This window comes from Kitasatospora sp. NPDC056446 (assembly GCF_042796115.1).
GTDB lineage: Bacteria > Actinomycetota > Actinomycetes > Streptomycetales > Streptomycetaceae > Kitasatospora.
Map to the genome: position 1 here is coordinate 20,424 of NZ_JBHTRF010000018.1, position 14,944 is coordinate 35,367.

Annotated in this window: 16 protein-coding genes; 12 read left to right on the top strand and 4 right to left on the bottom strand. The window is 71.2% G+C overall.

Features of this window, described 5'->3' with window-relative positions; translation table 11 throughout:
- Positions 1-41: 41 nt before the first annotated feature.
- From ACFQ6N_RS13780 to ACFQ6N_RS13835, 12 genes are read left to right on the top strand one after another with little or no spacing between them, the layout of a single operon-like run.
- On the top strand, positions 42-1,502 hold the full coding sequence (locus ACFQ6N_RS13780) for an FAD-dependent monooxygenase (RefSeq protein WP_380649074.1): 1,461 nt from the start codon (positions 42-44) through the stop codon (positions 1,500-1,502).
- 18 nt (positions 1,503-1,520) lie between these two features.
- On the top strand, positions 1,521-1,844 hold the full coding sequence (locus tag ACFQ6N_RS13785; protein WP_380649076.1) for a TcmI family type II polyketide cyclase: 324 nt from the start codon (positions 1,521-1,523) through the stop codon (positions 1,842-1,844).
- A complete protein-coding gene (locus ACFQ6N_RS13790) occupies positions 1,844-3,127 on the top strand; it encodes a beta-ketoacyl-[acyl-carrier-protein] synthase family protein (protein ID WP_380649078.1) in 1,284 nt (427 codons plus the stop codon). The genes ACFQ6N_RS13785 and ACFQ6N_RS13790 overlap by 1 nt, the downstream gene beginning before the upstream one ends.
- On the top strand, positions 3,124-4,344 hold the full coding sequence (locus ACFQ6N_RS13795) for a ketosynthase chain-length factor (protein ID WP_380649079.1): 1,221 nt from the start codon (positions 3,124-3,126) through the stop codon (positions 4,342-4,344). The genes ACFQ6N_RS13790 and ACFQ6N_RS13795 overlap by 4 nt, the downstream gene beginning before the upstream one ends.
- 13 nt (positions 4,345-4,357) lie before the next feature.
- On the top strand, positions 4,358-4,627 hold the full coding sequence (locus ACFQ6N_RS13800) for an acyl carrier protein (RefSeq protein ID WP_380649080.1): 270 nt from the start codon (positions 4,358-4,360) through the stop codon (positions 4,625-4,627).
- 13 nt (positions 4,628-4,640) lie between these two features.
- The gene (fabG, locus tag ACFQ6N_RS13805) at positions 4,641-5,429 is read left to right on the top strand and encodes a 3-oxoacyl-ACP reductase FabG (protein WP_380649081.1); all 789 of its coding nucleotides are present in this window, start codon (positions 4,641-4,643) and stop codon (positions 5,427-5,429) included.
- 31 nt (positions 5,430-5,460) lie between these two features.
- Positions 5,461-6,399: an aromatase/cyclase gene (locus ACFQ6N_RS13810; protein ID WP_380649082.1), complete on the top strand. Its 939-nt coding sequence runs from the start codon at positions 5,461-5,463 to the stop codon at positions 6,397-6,399.
- Positions 6,400-6,402: 3 nt separating this feature from the next.
- Positions 6,403-8,409: an SDR family oxidoreductase gene (locus tag ACFQ6N_RS13815; protein ID WP_380649084.1), complete on the top strand. Its 2,007-nt coding sequence runs from the start codon at positions 6,403-6,405 to the stop codon at positions 8,407-8,409.
- 26 nt (positions 8,410-8,435) lie between these two features.
- Positions 8,436-8,564 carry a hypothetical protein gene (locus tag ACFQ6N_RS13820; protein ID WP_380649085.1) on the top strand — a complete coding sequence of 43 codons (129 nt, stop codon included), beginning with the start codon at positions 8,436-8,438 and terminating at the stop codon, positions 8,562-8,564.
- A gap of 58 nt (positions 8,565-8,622) precedes the next feature.
- A complete protein-coding gene (locus ACFQ6N_RS13825) occupies positions 8,623-9,642 on the top strand; it encodes an LLM class flavin-dependent oxidoreductase (RefSeq protein WP_380649086.1) in 1,020 nt (339 codons plus the stop codon).
- Complete coding sequence (locus ACFQ6N_RS13830) at positions 9,635-10,885, top strand: MFS transporter (protein ID WP_380649087.1); 1,251 nt, start codon at positions 9,635-9,637, stop codon at positions 10,883-10,885. Before ACFQ6N_RS13825 ends, ACFQ6N_RS13830 begins: the two co-directional genes overlap by 8 nt.
- Positions 10,882-11,094 (top strand): ferredoxin, encoded by a 213-nt coding sequence (locus ACFQ6N_RS13835; protein ID WP_380649089.1) that lies wholly within the window; start codon positions 10,882-10,884, stop codon positions 11,092-11,094. The genes ACFQ6N_RS13830 and ACFQ6N_RS13835 overlap by 4 nt, the downstream gene beginning before the upstream one ends.
- Before the next feature lie 97 nt (positions 11,095-11,191).
- Here the strand turns inward: ACFQ6N_RS13835 and ACFQ6N_RS13840 are convergent, their stop codons facing one another.
- From ACFQ6N_RS13840 to ACFQ6N_RS13855, 4 genes are all read right to left on the bottom strand, one after another.
- Complete coding sequence (locus ACFQ6N_RS13840) at positions 11,192-12,388, bottom strand: cytochrome P450 (RefSeq protein WP_380649091.1); 1,197 nt, start codon at positions 12,386-12,388, stop codon at positions 11,192-11,194.
- 70 nt (positions 12,389-12,458) lie between these two features.
- A complete protein-coding gene (locus ACFQ6N_RS13845; RefSeq protein ID WP_380649092.1) occupies positions 12,459-13,298 on the bottom strand; it encodes an SDR family NAD(P)-dependent oxidoreductase in 840 nt (279 codons plus the stop codon).
- 128 nt (positions 13,299-13,426) lie between these two features.
- Positions 13,427-14,005, bottom strand: a complete 579-nt coding sequence (locus ACFQ6N_RS13850) for a TetR/AcrR family transcriptional regulator (protein WP_380649093.1) — start codon at positions 14,003-14,005, stop codon at positions 13,427-13,429.
- A gap of 131 nt (positions 14,006-14,136) precedes the next feature.
- Positions 14,137-14,880, bottom strand: a complete 744-nt coding sequence (locus ACFQ6N_RS13855; protein WP_380649094.1) for a class I SAM-dependent methyltransferase — start codon at positions 14,878-14,880, stop codon at positions 14,137-14,139.
- Positions 14,881-14,944: the final 64 nt, after the last annotated feature.

Below are 14,944 nucleotides of genomic sequence, written 5' to 3' on the forward strand. Positions count from 1 at the left end.
GACCCTCCGGGATCGACTCCCCGGACGCCCTGGAGATTCACATGGACGCTTCAGTCATTGTCGTCGGCGCCGGGCCGGCCGGACTCATGCTGGCCGGAGAACTGCGTCTGGCGGGCGTCGACACGATCGTGCTCGACCGGCTGCCGGAACGGACCGGCGAGTCCCGCGGGATCGGCTTCACGATCCGCACGATGGAGGTCTTCGACCAGCGTGGCCTGCTACCCCGGTTCGGCGAGATCCAGACGAGCGAGGCGGGGCACTTCGGCGGCCTTCCGCTCGACCTGGCGGTCCTGGACGCCGCCCACGCCTCGGCACGCGCCATTCCCCAGTCCACCACCGAGTCCGTACTGGACTCCTGGGCACGGGAGTTGGGCGCCGACATCCGGCGCGGCACGGAGGTGACAGGCCTCGCCGAGGACGGCGACGGCGTGACCGTGATCGTGCGGGACTCGGCCCGTGCGCTGCGGGCCCGCTACGTCGTGGGCTGCGACGGCGGTCGCAGCACCGTCCGCAAGCTCGCCGGGTTCGACTTCCCCGGCACGCCCGCGACCACCGAGCTGTTCCTCGCCGACCTCAGGGGCGTCGACCTGGAGCCCCGGATGACCGGGCAGCCCACCGGCGGCCTGGTCATCGTGGCCAAGCTGCCCGGCGGCATCCACCGGATCATCGTCGGAGAGCGGGGCGCTCCTCCACGGCGCCGTTCCGGGCCGCCGGAGTTCAGTGAGGTCGCCGACGTGTGGAAGCGGCTCACGGACATCGACATCTCCGGTGCCGAACCGGTCTGGGTGAGCGCGTTCAGCGACACGGCCCGACAGGTCACCGAGTACCGGCGTGGCCGGGTGCTGCTCTCCGGGGACGCCGCGCACGTCCACCTCCCCGCCGGCGGCCAGGGCATGAACACCTCCGTACAGGACTCGGTCAACCTCGGCTGGAAGCTCGCCGCGGTGGTACGGGGCACGGCGGACGAGGCTCTGCTCGACAGCTACCACGAGGAGCGGCACGAGGTCGGCCGCAGGCTCCTGGCCAACACGAGGGCGCAGAGCCTGCTCATGCTCGGCGGCGAGGAGGTCTCCCCCGTACGGGAAGTGCTCGGCGAACTCCTCGACCACCCCGAGGTGGTCCGCCATCTCGCGGCGCGGGTCAGCGGCCTCGACATCCGCTACGAGGTCGGCGGCGGACGCAGTCCGCTGCTCGGTGCGCGACTTCCACAACTCGACCTGACCTCGACGCGAGGGCACACCACGAGCACCGCGCTCCTGCGCGCGGGGCGCGGCGTGCTGCTCGACCTCGACGACAACGCGACGCTGCGCGGGCGAGCCGCCGCCTGGCGCGACCGGGTCGACATCGTGACGGCAACCCCCGTCGGCATACCCGACGGCAGTGATCTGAAGGGGACTTCGGCGGTCCTCGTGCGCCCGGACGGACACGTCGCCTGGGCCGCCCCCGGTAGCCGTCACGACCTGCCGATGGCCCTGGACCGCTGGTTCGGACCCGCTCGATAAGCAAGGGAGAAGGGACACATGCACAGCACTCTGATCGTGGCCAGGATGGCACCCGCCTCGGCCGAGAACGTCGCCGGGCTCTTCGGGGCCTTCGACCGGACCGACATGCCCGACCGCATGGGTACGCGTCGCCGTCAGCTCTTCGCCTACCGGGGCCTGTACTTCCACCTCCAGGACTTCGACGACGACAACGGCGCCGCTCGCATCGAGGAGGCCAAGACCGATCCGCTGTTCACCCTGATCAGCGAGGACCTCAAGCCGTACATCGGGGCGTACGACCCGGCGACCTGGCGGTCCCCCGCGGACGCCATGGCCCACCGCTTCTACGAATGGAGCGCGTGATGGGGGACTCCCACGGCCGGCGGGTCGTGATCACCGGTGTCGGCGTGACCGCACCGGGCGGGCAGGGAACCAAGGGCTTCTGGAAGCTGCTCACCGACGGCCGCACGGCAACACGCCGCATCTCGTTCTTCGACCCGTCGCCGTTCCGCTCACAGGTGGCCGCCGAGGTCGACTTCGACGCGGAGCTGTCGGGACTCACCCCGCAGGAGATCCGGCGCATGGACAGGGCCGCGCAGTTCGCGGTGGTCACGGCGCGCGAGGCGGTCGCCGACAGCGGCCTGGAGTTCGAGACGCTCGCCCCGCACCGCACCGGAGTGACGATCGGAAGCGCGGTCGGCGCCACGATGGGCCTCGACCAGGAGTACCGGACCGTCAGCGACGGCGGTCGCCTCGAACTGGTCGACCACGCCTACGCCGTGCCGCACCTCTACAACTACATGGTGCCCAGCTCCTTCGCGACGGAAGTCGCCTGGGCGGTGGGCGCCGAGGGCCCGAGCACCGTCGTCTCCACCGGCTGCACCTCCGGTCTCGACGCGGTGGGATACGCCGCCGACGTCATCCGGGAGGGCTCCGCGGACGTGATGATCGCCGGCGCCGCCGACGCTCCCATCTCGCCCATCACGGTGGCCTGCTTCGACGCGATCAAGGCGACCACGCCGCGCAACGACGATCCGCAGCACGCCTCACGCCCCTTCGACCACAGCCGCAACGGCTTCGTCCTGGGTGAGGGCTCGGCGGTCTTCGTCCTGGAGGAGCTCCAGAGCGCCCGCGCCCGCGGAGCACGGATCTACGCCGAGGTCGCCGGCTTCGCGACCCGGTCGAACGCCTTCCACATGACAGGGCTCCGGCCCGACGGCAAGGAGATGGCCGAGGCGATCCGGGTCGCCCTCGACGAGGCACGGCTCGCCCCGCAGGACATCGACTACATCAACGCGCACGGCTCGGGCACCAAGCAGAACGACCGGCACGAGACGGCCGCGTTCAAACGGAGCCTCGGCGACCACGCCTACCGCACGCCGGTCAGCTCCATCAAGTCGATGGTGGGGCACTCGCTCGGTGCGATCGGCTCGATCGAGGTGGCCGCCTCGCTCCTCGCCATGGCCCACGACGTCGTGCCCCCGACCGCGAACCTCCACACCCCCGACCCGGAATGCGACCTGGACTACGTCCCGCTGACGGCCCGGGAGTGGAAGACCGACGCGGTGCTCTCGGTCGGCAGCGGATTCGGCGGCTTCCAGAGCGCGATCGTACTCGCCGCCCCCGATCGGGCAGCTGCCCGATGAGGCCGCGCACGGTGGTCACGGGGCTCGGCATAGTCGCGCCCACCGGCCTCGGCCTGGCGGACTACTGGGCGGCGACGCTCGCCGGACGGGGCGCGATCGGCCGGGTCACACGCTTCGACCCGTCCCCGTACGCCTCCCGGCTCGCGGGCGAGATACACGGGTTCGATGCCAGGGAACACCTTCCCGGCAGGCTGCTTCCGCAGACGGACCGGATGACGCGCCTCGCCCTGGTCGGCGCCGACTGGGCGTTCGCGGACGCGGGCGTCGTCCCGTCCGAGCTGCCCGACTACGACGTCGGCGTCATCACGGCAAGCCACTCCGGCGGCTTCGAGTTCGGGCAGAACGAGCTGCGCGCACTGTGGAGCAAGGGCGGCCAGTACGTCAGCGCCTATCAGTCCTTCGCCTGGTTCTACGCGGTCAACAGCGGTCAGATCTCCATCCGCCGCGGACTGCGCGGCCCGAGCAGCGTGGTGGTCAGCGACCAGGCCGGCGGCCTCGACGCGGTGGCGCAAGCCCGCCGGCAGATCCGCAAGGGCACCGGCATGGTGGTCTCCGGGGCGGTCGACGCCTCCATCTGCCCGTGGGGCTGGGTGGCCCAGTTGACCAGCGGGCGCCTGACCACCAGCGACGACCCGGAGCGCGCCTATCTGCCCTTCGACGAGCGGGCCGCGGGCCACGTGCCGGGCGAGGGCGGCGCGCTGCTCGTCCTGGAGAACGCCGAGCACGCCCAGGAACGCGATGCCCCGCAGGTGTACGGGGAGATCGCCGGACACGCCTCCACGCTCGACCCGCGGCCCGGCAGCGACCGCGCGCCGACCCTGCGGCGCGCCATCGAACTCGCCCTGGCCGACGCCGGCCTGGCACCCGACGACATCGACGTGGTGTTCGCCGACGCGGCGGCCGTGCCCGACCTGGACCGGGCCGAGGCGGAGGCCATCACCGAGGTGTTCGGGGTGCGCTCGGTACCGGTGACCGCGCCGAAGACGATGACCGGCCGCCTGTACTCGGGCGCGGCACCGCTGGACCTGGCGGCCGCGTTCCTGTCGATGCGCGACGGCGTGATCCCGCCGACCACCGGCTCCACGCTGTCCCCGGACTACGACATCGACCTGGTGGTCGGCGCCCCGCGTCCCCTCGCGGTGCGTACCGCCCTCGTACTCGCCCGCGGCCAGGGCGGATTCAACTCCGCGATGGTCGTACGGGCCGCCCACCGCTGACGAAAGGACCATCGTGCCCACCACCGTTTTCACCCTGTCCGAGCTCAAGCAGATCCTCCTGGAAGCCGCCGGCACCGACGAGGAGGCCGACCTGGACGGGGACATCCTCGACACCGAATTCGGTGACCTCGGCTACGAGTCGCTCGCCCTCCTGGAGACGGCGGGGCGCATCGAGCGCGAGTACGGGATCAGCCTCGACGAGGACGCCTTCGGCGAGGCCCGCACCCCGCGCGCCCTGATCGACCTCGTCACCGCCCACCTGCCCGCCGCCCGCACCGCCTGACCGGGAGCCGAACATGACCGCCACCACAGCACCCAGGGTCGCCCTGGTCACCGGTGCGACCAGCGGGATAGGCCTGGCCTCGGCCCGGCTGCTCGCCGAGCAGGGCCACCGGGTGTTCCTGTGCGCCCGCGACGGGAAGGCCGTCGCGGAAACCGTCAAGTCCTTGCAGGACGAGGGCCTCGACGTGGACGGCACCACCGGCGACGTACGTTCCAAGGACCAGGTGGCCGGCCTCGTGCGGGCCGCAGTCGCCCGGTTCGGGCCCATCGACGTCCTGGTCAACAACGCGGGACGCTCGGGCGGCGGGGTGACCGCCGACCTGGCCGACGAACTGTGGGAGGACGTCATCGCGACCAATCTCACCAGCGTGTTCCTGGTGACCCGCGAGGTCCTCAACGCGGGCGGGATGCGCACCAGGGCGCACGGCCGCATCATCAACATCGCCTCCACGGCCGGCAAGCAGGGCGTGGTGCTCGGCGCCCCCTACTCGGCGTCCAAGCACGGCGTGGTCGGCTTCACCAAGGCCCTCGGCAACGAGCTCGCGCCGACCGGCGTCACGGTGAACGCGGTGTGCCCCGGCTATGTGGAGACCCCCATGGCGCAGCGGGTCCGCCAGGGCTACGCGGACGCGTACGGCACCACCGAGGACGCGATCCTGGAGAAGTTCCAGTCGAAGATCCCGCTCGGCAGGTACTCGACGCCCGAGGAGGTCGCGGGCCTGGTCGGCTATCTCGCCTCCGACCTGGCGGGTTCCATCACCGCCCAGGCCCTGAACGTGTGCGGCGGCCTCGGCAACTTCTGACCCCGCCCGACCCGACTGAGGAGCAACCATCATGACGATTCGTGAGGTGGAGCACGAGATCACCGTCGCCGCGGCGGCGGAGGAGGTCTACCGGCTGCTCGCCGAGGTGGAGAACTGGCCGCGCCTCTTCCCCCCGAACGTGTACGTCGAGTACCTGGAACGGGAGGGCGACCGGGAGCGGATCCGGATCTGGGCCACCGCCAACGGCGAGGCCAAGAACTGGACCTCGCGCCGCCACCTCGACCCGGAGGCACTGCGCATCACCTTCCGGCAGGAGGTGTCCTCACCGCCGATCGCCGAGATGAGCGGCACATGGATCATCGAGCCGCTGGGCGTGCAGGAGACCCGGCTGCGGCTCCTGCACTCCTACCGGGCCGTCGACGACGACCCCGAGTCGCTCGCCTGGATAGACGAGGCGGTCGACAGCAACAGCCGTGCCGAGCTGCCCTCGCTCAAGGCCGGGCTCGAAGAGGCCTCGCGGACAGCGGAGTTGACACTGTCGTTCACGGATTCGGTGAGGGTCGAGGGGTCCGCGACGGACCTGTACGACTTCATCAACGAGGCCGACCGGTGGGTCGAGCGCCTGCCGCACGTCAGCTCCGTCGATCTCACCGAGGACACCCCCGGCCTGCAGGTCCTGCGGATGGACACCGTCGCCAAGGACGGCTCCACGCACACCACTTCATCGGTGCGGGTGTGCCTCCCGCACCGGCGGATCGCGTACAAGCAGACCACCCTGCCCGCGCTCATGACGCTGCACACCGGGAACTGGCAGTTCGAGGAGGGCGACGACGGGATCGTCACGGCGACGTCACAGCACACCGTCGTCGTCAACGCGGAGAACATCACCAGGATCATGGGCCCGGACGCCGGCGTCGAACAGGCCCGGGCGTTCCTGCGCGGCGCGCTCGGTGCCAACAGCCGGGCCACCCTGGACCACGCCAAGCGATACGCGGAAGCGCGGCGCTGACCGATGCCGCTCATCTCGACTCCCCCGACGGACACCGATGTCGTGATCGTCGGCGCAGGACCCGTCGGACTGCTGCTCGCCGGGGACCTGCGCACGCACGGCGTGCGCACCACCGTCCTGGAGCAGCTCAGCGAGCCGATGACCGAGTCACGGGCATCCACGCTGCACGCCCGCACCATGGAGGTCTTCGAGGAGCGCGGCATCCTCGACCGGCTCGGCGAGCTGCCGGACGGAGGCCACGGCCACTTCGGGGGCATGCGGCTCGACCTGACCGCCGCCGACCCCGGCCACCGCTACGCCGGCCAGTGGAAGTGCCCGCAGACCCGCATCGAGTCGGTCCTCCAGGAGCGGGCCCTGGAACTCGGGGCGCAGCTGCGGCGCGGCCTGCGTCTGGTGTCCCTGGCCGACCGGGCGGGGCACGTCCTGGTCGAGGCCGTCGGGGACGACGGCGTGCACGCCCGCGTCACCAGCGCGTTCGTGGTGGGGTGCGACGGCGGCGACAGCACCGTACGACGACTCGCGGGCTTCGGCTTCGCGGGTCACGCCGCGACGCGCGAAATGCTGCGGGCCGATGTGGCGGGAATCGACGTGCCGGCCCGGCGCTTCGAGCGGCACCCCAACGGCCTCGCCGTGGCGCACCGTTGGCCGAACGGCAGCACCCGTGTGATGGTCCACGTCTTCGGCACGGACCCGAAGGAGCGCACCGGGCCCCCCACGTTCGACGAGGTCGTCACCGCATGGGCGGACGTCACCGGCGAGGACATCGGCCACGGTGCGCCCTTGTGGCTGAACGCGTTCGACGACACGAGCCGCCAGGCCACCCGGTACCGCAGGGGCCGGGTCCTGCTCGCGGGCGACGCCGCCCACGCGCAGATGCCCGTCGGCGGGCAGGCACTCAACCTCGGCCTGCAGGACGCCGCCGAACTCGGCGGACGCCTCGCGGGACGGATCAGGTCACAGGACCGCGACGACCTGCTCGACGGCTACGACCTCGTGCGCAGGCCCATCGGCGCGCACACCCTGGCCAACATCCGGGCGCAGTCACTGCTGCTCCTCGGCGGACCCGAAGTGGAGCACCTGCGGGACGTGTTCGGCGAACTCCTCGGCTTCGGCCCGGTCCGCCGCCACCTGGCCCGCGCGATCAGCGGCCTCGGCCGCTCCCCTGCCTCCGTGGCACCGAACACATCTCCCGCCGAGTGGATCCCACCCGACCCGACCGTATCGAATGACAGGAGTCCGAAGATGGGCAGGCTCACCGACAAGACGGCGCTGGTCACCGGTTCCAGCCGGGGCATCGGCCGCGCCACCGCACAACGCCTCGCCCGGGAGGGCGCCCTCGTCATCGTGCACTACGCCTCCGACCAGGCCGCCGCCGACGAGACCGTGGAGCTGATCGAGCGGGACGGCGGCCGTGCCTTCCCGGTCCGCGCGCGGCTCGGCGTCCCCGGTGACGTGCACGAGCTGTTCCTCGGTGTGGAGCGGGGCCTCAAGGAGCGCATCGGCGAGACCAGGCTCGACATCCTGGTCAACAACGCGGGCGCCACGACTCCGGCCGGGCTCGCCCCCGAGGACGTCACGGCCGAGGAGTTCGACCGGCTCTTCGCCGTGAACGCGAAGGCCCCGTTCTTCATCGTCCAGCGGGCGCTCCCGCTGCTCTCCGACGGCGGCCGCATCATCAACATCTCGTCGGGTCTCACCCGTTTCGCCAGCCCCGACCAGGTGGCGTACGCCATGACGAAGGGTGCCATCGAGCAGCTCTCGCTGCACTTCGCCCGGCACCTCGCCCCGCGCGGCATCACCGTGAACAGCGTGGCACCCGGCATCACCGACAACGGCAGCGCGGTCTTCGACATCCCCGAGGCAGTGGAGCAGATGTCCCAGCTGTCCGCGTTCAAGCGGGTCGGCAAAGCCGTCGACATCGCGGACGTCGTGACGTTCCTGGCCTCCGACGAAGCCCGCTGGATCACCGGGTCCTTCGTCGACGCGAGCGGCGGCACCCTGCTCGGTTAGGCCCTCTCGGACCGTCGGGAACGACGATGACCACCGCGCGGACACCCGCGACCACCGCCACCGCCACCGCCACCTGCCGGCGCGGCGCGAGACAACTCCACGCGCACCGCGACGCGACCGTGCCCCGCATCCCGGTGACCCCGCGCAGGGCGTAGGGCGGCGTGTACGGCCCCAGTCGAGCACCCGTACCCCACAAGACACGGAGACCAGAGCATGGATGTCGGACTTCTCTTCGATCTGCGCAACCCGGACCGGTGGCACAGGCCCTGGGCCGACCACTACGCCCGCTCCCTGGAATTCTGCGAGGAGGCCGACCTGCGCGGCGCGGGCGGCCTCTGGTTCACCGAGCACCACCTCTTCGAGGACGGCTACCTGCCGCGGCCCCTGACGTTCGCCGCGGCCGCCGCCGCCCGCACCCGCAACGCCCGCATCGGCACCGCGGTCGTGCTCCCCAACCTCCACAAACCCGCCCAGCTCGCCGAGGACGCCGCGGTCGTCGACCTGATCAGCGGCGGCCGGCTGGAAGTCGGCTTCGGTGCCGGGTACCGGATGCCCGAGTACGACTTGTTCGCCGCCGACTTCAAGAACCGCTTCCAGCAGGTCGAACGCAACATCGCCGAGGTCAGGCGGCTTTGGGAGGAAGGCGGCGTCACCCCGGGACCGCTCCAGACGCCGGTCCCGCTATGGGGCGGCTTCTACGGTCCGCGCGGCGCCCGCATCGCGGGACGGCTCGGCATCGGTCTCCTGCACATCTCGCACGAGACGTACGGGCACTACCGCGAGGGCCTGATCGAGGGCGGCCACGACCCCGGGCTCGCCCGGGTCTCCGACCTGCTCCCCGTGATACTCGCCGACGATCCCGAAGCGGCGTGGCCCCGCGTCGCACCGCATGTCGCCCACCAGATGAACACCTACCGGCAGGGCTCCGTGGAGGGCACCGGCCACCCCAGGCCACCACTGCTCGGCCCCGACGACTTCCCCGAGGCCCCGAAGGCCGACGGCTCCTGGTCGACCCTCGAGATCCTCACGCCCGAGGACGCCGCGGTCCGCATCCACGAGCGGACCAAGGGCCTTCCGGTGAAACACCTCATCTTCTGGGCGAGCATCGCCGGCATGCCCGACGACCTCGTCGTCCGCAACATCGAGCTGGTCAGCGAGCGCCTGCCCACGCTGCTGGCCGAGGCCGGCGGCGCCGCCAGGGCCCGCACGGCCGGGGTGCCCGCAGGTGACTGAGCCGCCCGCCACGGAAGCCGTCTCCGCGCGGGTCGGACACGGCACGTGGCGGCTCCTGTTCATCCTGTCGGGCAACATGGTCCTGGACGCCGTCGAGGTCTCGGTGGTCCTCGTCGCCCTGCCCTGGATCGGCGCCGACCTCAGCCTGTCCGTGTGGACGGTGCAGTGGCTGATGAGCGGCTTCGCCGCCGGATTCGCCGCGATGCTGCTCCTCGGGCCCCGCGCCACCGCCCAGTGGGGCCTGCGCCGCTGCTACCTCGTGGCGATGCTGGTATTCGCCGCGGCCTCCGTGGCGGGCGGCCTGGCCGACTCGACGGCCCTCCTGATCGCCTCGCGCGTCATCAAGGGCGGCTGCGCCGCGCTCACGGCGCCCGCCGGGCTGGCCCTGATCACCACCACGTTCCCCGACGGCCCGCAGCAACGGCGGGCCGTGTCGGTGTACTCCCTGTTCGGCGCGGCCGGGTTCACCCTCGGCCTGCTGCTCTCCGGGGTACTCACCGGCGCGAGCTGGCGCTGGACGTTCCTGTTCCCCGCGCCGCTCGCCCTCGTGCTCCTGCTGTGGGGCCTGCGGGCGATCCCGGACACGGGGCGCCGAACGCCTCCGCGCCTGACGACGGGGATCGTCCGCAACGGCCCGCTGATCCGCTCGACACTCGGCGCGGCCACCCTCAACGGCACCTACGCGGCGCTGCTCCTCCTGGTCACCTTCCAGGCGTACGACCGCTTCGGATGGCGGCCCTGGCAGCTGTCGCTCGCGCTGCTCCCCGCGTGCGTGCCGCTCGCGGTGTCCGTGCCGTTCGCCGGCCGTCTGGTCGCCCGGTTCGGTACGCGGCGACAGATCGCCGCCGGCGCGGCGGCCGCGTTCGCGGGCCAGCTGCTCCTGCTGCTGCGCCCCGAACCCGCCTCGTACGTCAGCGGTGTGCTGCCGACGCTCCTTCTGGTCGGCGCCGCCCTGGCACTGTCCTTCGCCGCCCTCAACATGCAAGCCACCCAGGACGTCGACCCTGGCCTGCGCGCGGCGGCGGTGCCGCTGTTCCAGACGGGCGTGCAGCTCGGCGGCGTCCTGATGCTGCCCCTGACCGCCGCCCTGTTCACCCGCTTCGGCGGCTACCGGCCGGCGCTCCTGGCCGTCGTGCTCGCCGGTGCGGCCGGGGTCGGCATCGCGGTCACCGGAACGCGCTCCGGCCCGCCGGGAGTCGACCGGGCCGGCCGCGGGCCCCGGCCGGAGAGGAACCCGTCATGACCGTCTCCCTGGAGATCACCGTCGAGGAGCACAGGTGCGTGGCCTCGGGGCAGTGCGCGATGACCGCACCGGAGGTCTTCGACCAGCGCGACGAGGACGGAGTCGTCATCCTGTTGGACGCCCGGCCTCCCACGACGGCCCACGACGGGGTGCGCGCGGCGGTGGCTCTGTGCCCGGCCGCCGCCATCCGTGTAGCGAAGCGCGGCTGAACCCCGGCCCGCTGTCGTGAGCGGCCTGGAGCCGCCCTCCGGTCAGGAGGGCGGCTCACTCATGTGTGACGTTCCACCCGGGGCGTCCCCGGTCGGATCACCACTCGACGGGAAGGCTCCTGACCCCGTACACCAGTGATTCCGTTCGGTACTCGATCTCCTCGAACGGGACCGCGAGCCGCAGGCCGGGGAAGCGGCGGAACAACGCGGGCAGAGCGATGCCGAGTTCGAGTCGGGCGAGTTGCTGACCGACGCACTGGTGCCGGCCGTAACCGAAGGCCAGGTGCGGCACCGGCTTGCGGCGCAGGTCGAGCTCGTCCGCGGGCGGGGACAGGGCGGCGCCGTGGTTGGCCATGAGCGTCGAGACGACGACGTACTCCCCGGCCCGCACCTCCTGTCCGTTGACCGACAGGTCGGTGCTCGCCTTCCTGACCAGCGGGGGCGCCACCGCGAGGAACCGCAGCAACTCCTCGACGGCGCCACCGGACGGCTCGTCCTCGTCGCGCAGGACCGCCAGTTGCTCCGGGTGCGACAACAGGGCGAGGACGCTGATCCCGATCATGCCGGAGAGGGTTCCGTGTCCGGCCACGAGGACGTCCAGGCCCATGCCGACCAGTTCGTCGTCGCCGAGCTCCGCACCGTGTTTGCGCACCAGGTCCCCGAGGATGTCGTCTCCCGGTTCCCTACGGTGTGCGGCGACCAGTTCGGCCATGTAGTCGATCATGGCCGCGAAGTTGTCCTGCTGGACCTCCAGCGTGGTGTCGACGCTGCTCGCGATCGAGCTGCGCTCCAGGATGCCCGCCCGGTCCTCCAGGGGTGCCCCGAGCAACTCGCAGATCACGATCAGGGGCAACGGTTCGGCGAAGCTCTTGATCAGATCGACGCCCGGACCGGCCTTCTCCACGGCGTCGAGGTGCTTCTCGACGATCTGCTCGATCACGCCGCTGAGCGCCCGGATCCTCTTCATCGTGAAGGCGCCGGCCTGCATCCGACGGTACCGGGTGTGCTCGTCCCCGTCATAGTTGAGCAGGACGCCCGGCTGGTTCATCACCGAGCGCGGACCGGTCCACTGCGGATCGAAGGCGAACCCGACCTCGTGACGGGCGTCCGCCAGCACCGTGCGGGCATCGTCCTCACGGGTGATGAGCACGGCTCCGACTTCGCCGAGCTGGGAGTTCGGCACCGCGACCCGGTGCAGCAACGGGTCCTCGTGCAGTTCCACGAGACCGGGCCCGGGCCGGAACGGACACTCGGCCTGACGGTGGTTGTGGGGCATCGACACCGGTTCGGTCATGGCGTTCATTACCTTCCTGACGGCACGAGGGCACTTCAGCGGAACGTGGACACCGGCTGCGGGCCCTTCGTCATGAGGCGCCCGCCTTGTCACGCAGGAGTTCCCTGGTGATGCTGTCGAGCCGCGCCGCGGCGTCCTTGTCGAACGTCGGACGAAGGAGACTGAGAGGGGTGCCCTCCACGAAGGCGCTCAGCGGTTCCCGGGGCGGAGCGTCGATGATCTCGAGGATCGGCGGGACGGTGAACTCGACCGGCTGCGCGGCCCGCTTCATCTGGTCGACGTGAGCCGCGGTGGCGGCGTCGAATTCGCCCGCGAAGCCGGTGCGCGTCCCACCGGGGAACAGCAGCACGTACCGGGCACGACGGGTGCTCCCTCCCTCGGCGAACGAGACGCCGAGAAGGTCGTTGAGCCGGCCGCCCTGGAACATGGCCGACCAGCCGTCGTAACCGTGTTCAAGGCCGAGGTCGTTCCAGTGGATGCCCGACGCCCCCACACCAGGGCCGGCGATGTTCATCACCACCGGCGTCTCGGCCGTGTTCATGAGGTCTGCCAGGCCGTATCCGAGCAGGTACCGGCTGAGGTAGTACAGCGCGAAATTGTGCTCGATCCCTTCGGAGGTCACCATCCGGTGGCTGCGGAAGTACCGTGCGCACAGCACGAGTACGTCCACCACCGCGAACCGGTCCTCGATCTCCGCGATGACGCGCCGGTTCTCGCTGACGAGGCTGAGGTCTGCCTCGATGAAGAAGGCGCGGTCGGCCGCACCCGTCTTCTGTGCCGTGTCGAGGAACTTCCTTCCCTTCACCGGATCCGGAGCGATGACGACCACCTGGTCTCCCCGGCCGAGATAGGTGTTCGCGAGCGCCTGCCCGATACCGGAAGTGCCCCCTGTGACAACAATGGTCTTCACCGTGATCCTCCTCGGAACACTGGGTCGTGGGATTCTGCGCAGCAGAGAAGCTCCCGCCCCGGACGGACTTCACCCCTGGGCGGGGGCAGGAGAGAGAGAAATCGGAAAGAGGAGCCGGCGCGGGGAACTCAGCCGACCGCGGCGGCGATTTCCGCCCGGACGACGTCACCGGCGAGTCCGACGGCCGCTTCCGCGGCACCGGTGGAACCCAGGGTCGACCCGTTCACGTAGACGCCGTCGATGATCAGCATGATCCGGTCGCCGAGCCGGTCCGGGTCCGCGGCCGGAGTCCTGCGTGCGAGATCCCGCAATTGCTCGCGCACGCGCCGGAAATGCCTCAGGGAAACCTGATGCGCCGGATGGTCCGGGTCGGGGAATTCCGCGTGCGTGTTACGGAGCGGGCAGCCCCTGGAGTTCGGCGCCATGCCCTGGACCGCCCGGACCAGCTCGACGAGCCGGTCTTCGGGCGCGTCCACCGCGGTGCACACACCGGTCACGATCCGGTCCCAGGCCTCGGCGGACCGCTCCAGATACGCCACCACCAGCTGGTCCTTGCCGGGGAACTCCCGATAGAGCAACTGCTTTCCGCAGCCGGCTTCGTCGATGATCTGCTGCATGCCGACCGCGTGCACGCCCCGCTGGTCGAAGAGGTGGGCAGCGGCGTCCAGAATGCGCTCGCGGGTACCGGCAGCAGGTTTCCGGGCCATGGGCCGAGGCTAACAGACCAATCGGTCCCGTACCGGCCGGATACCGGCCGTCCCGGCGGCGGGCTCCTGTCACCGCGTCCGGGCCCCGTGCCCCGGGTCGGGCCGCCCACGCGGCCCGGGACGGCGGAGCCTCACCTGCGCCGCGCACGCACATGGGACATCGGTGTCAGCACCCGCCCGCGTTCGTCCACCCGGATCGCGTCCGGGCCCGGCCTGGCACCGGTGTCCGGGGCACCCGATTCGCCCAGCCTGGCCAGGAGTTCGCGGGTGAAGGTGGTGGCGAAGACGGCTTCGGTGATGTCCTGGATCTCCCAGTGGCGGCCCAGGTTCGCCCGCAGGTCGGCCTCACTGATCAGGGCCTCCGCCACGATCGGTGTCCCCGACGGCATGGATTCCGCGAAGCAGAACAGGTGGAGCGTGGCACCCGGCCGGCACACCCGGTGGAGCGCGGCAGCGTAGGCCGACCGCTGCTCGCCGTTGAGGCAGTGGTAGAGGCCGCTGTCGAGCACGGTGTCGAAATCGCTTCCGACACCGTCCAGTTCGGTGGCGTCCGACGTCAGGAACCGCACCTGCACGCCATGGGCCTCGGCCCGTCGCGCCGCCTGCTCGATGGCGCTGGGCGAACCGTCCATACCGGTCACCTCGCATCCTCGGCCCGCCAGCAGAATGGCGTTCTCACCCAGTCCGCACCCCGCGTCGAGCACCTTGCCGCTGAAACCTCCCGCGCGCGCCAGGTCCACCACGGCCTGTTGGGGCTCACCGATGTCCCAGGGGATCAGCACCTCACCGGGGGCGACGCCGTCGAAGGACGCGCGCCCCGCGTACAACGCTTCGTATTCCTTGTCCTCTTGAGAGAAAGTCCGCTGCGTGGCCATACCGGTCCCCTTGTCGCTCGCAAGCCCGTCAACCGACACTCGGTGGATCTGGCGCGCCCCGGAT